The 1,850-nt window shown below is 62.3% G+C and carries 2 protein-coding genes; both read right to left on the bottom strand.

Annotated features, from left to right (window positions below):
- Nucleotides 1–75 precede the first annotated feature (75 nt).
- Nucleotides 76–534, bottom strand: coding sequence for a CBS domain-containing protein (locus ACE039_RS24330; RefSeq protein WP_199167206.1), 459 nt, complete (start codon nucleotides 532–534; stop codon nucleotides 76–78).
- Between the two features lie 37 nt (nucleotides 535–571).
- The coding region (locus ACE039_RS24335; RefSeq protein WP_485823534.1) for a YihY family inner membrane protein at nucleotides 572–1,850 on the bottom strand (1,279 nt) is incomplete at its 5' end.

The following is a 1,850-nucleotide window of genomic DNA, read 5'->3' on the forward strand; positions in this document are numbered from 1 at the left end:
CCGGCAGGGGTGTAAGCCAGGAAGGGGATAAGCCTTATCGCGGCAGGCGCCGCGGGACGCTGGCTGGCAGGCCGCTCAGGACTTGGCCGGTTCGGCGCTTTCCGTGGGCCAATCGCGAATGTAGGCCTTCAGCATGTTGTTTTCGAACTGCTGAGCCGCCACGATGGCCTGCGCCATGTCGTAGAACGAAATCACGCCCATCAGCGTCGGGCCATCCATGACGGGGATGTAGCGGGCATGTTTTTCCAACATCAGGCGCTGCACTTCGTCGGCGCTGGTGTTGGGCGACACGCTGACCGGTGCGTCATCCATGATGGAGCGGATGGTGGTTTCTCCGGCGCCGCCATGGGTGTGCATGTGGCGGATGATCTCGCGGAACGTAAGCATGCCGGTCAGGGTGCCGAATTCCATGATCACGAGCGAGCCAATGTCCTGCTCGCTCATGGTTTGCACGGCCTGGGACACAGGCATGTCCGGCGACGCCGTATAGAGCGTATCGCCCTTGACGCGCAAAATCTCGCTGACCTTCAACATCGGTTCCTCCTGGGCGGACTACGCCCGAATGCATTTGCTATTTCTTGTTCGCTTCCAATTGCAATATTGGAGCGACGCCATTTTCGGTATTCTGCGCTTCTCCGCACAGTTCTTCCAGCGTAGGCGTATTTTGCTGGGAAATCACGGCAGAAGCGACTCGCAATATCTCGGGGTCGTTGCGGACGCGAGGCTGATTGCGGTCGAGCAGGAAATGGTCAACGACCGGCGCCATCGACGTATCGCGCGCGTCGCAGGTCAATACCCAGTTGTCTTCGGGGGTGCGCGTCGCCAGACCCATGGTATTCAGTATTTCCAGCACCTCGTTCAATTCGTCTTGATGCAGGCGCAGCTGTGAGGCCAGCTCATTCGCGGGCAGGCCAGGCGGTTTGGCGGATTGCACGCGGCGCAGGGCGCGTAGCGCATCCAGGGCGTCGACGAATTGCGCACCGGGATAGCGGTTGATTTCCCAGCGGCCAAGCCGGATCAGCGGTGCGCTGGAGGCCAGCGTGGCGCCCAGCAGCACCGCCAGCCAGGACAGGTATATCCACAGCAGGAAGATCGGCAGGGTGGCAAACGCCCCGTAGATAACGGTGTAGGTAGGAAATCGGGTCAGGTAATACGCAAACGCCGATTTCATGATTTCCAGGACGATGGCCGTCACGCAGCCGCCCACCAGCGCGTCCCGCCAGAGCACTTCGCGGTTGGGCACCACGACGAACAGGGCGGCGAAGCCCAGGGCGGTCAGGATCAGGGGGATGAAGGAAATGGCGACGCTGACGATTTCAGGCACGTCGGCCACCAGGCCCAGCGATTCGCGCGCCACGAAAGAGGTGGCCCACAGGCTGGCGCCCGCCAGGACCGGTCCCAGCGTGATGATGGCCCAGTACACCAGCGCCCGCTGCGGCAGAGGCCGCTGCCGCGAGACGTGCCAGATATCGTTGAAGGCCTGGTCGATCGTCATGATCAGCAGCAGCGATGTCACCAGCAGGAATGCCCCGCCGATCGCGGTCAGGCGCGATGCCTGGCGGGCGAACTGGTTCAGGTATTCCATGATGTTGTCCGAGACGGACGGCGGCATCAGGCTGTTGGTCAGGAAGTCTTCCAGGGCAAGGCGAAATTCCTGGAATACCGGAAACGCGGTGAACAGGGACAGCACCACGGCCAGCATGGGCACGATGGCCAGCACCGTGGTGAAAGTCAGGCTGGAGGCAACCTGAAGCAGCTTTTCTTCGTTGGCGCGTTGCACGGTGAACCGGACGACGCGTCCGGCCCTCGCGGCCCATGAAGAGCGCGAGGTCGAGGACTCGGTGGCCGCC

It is taken from the genome of Achromobacter maghribensis (assembly GCF_057334215.1).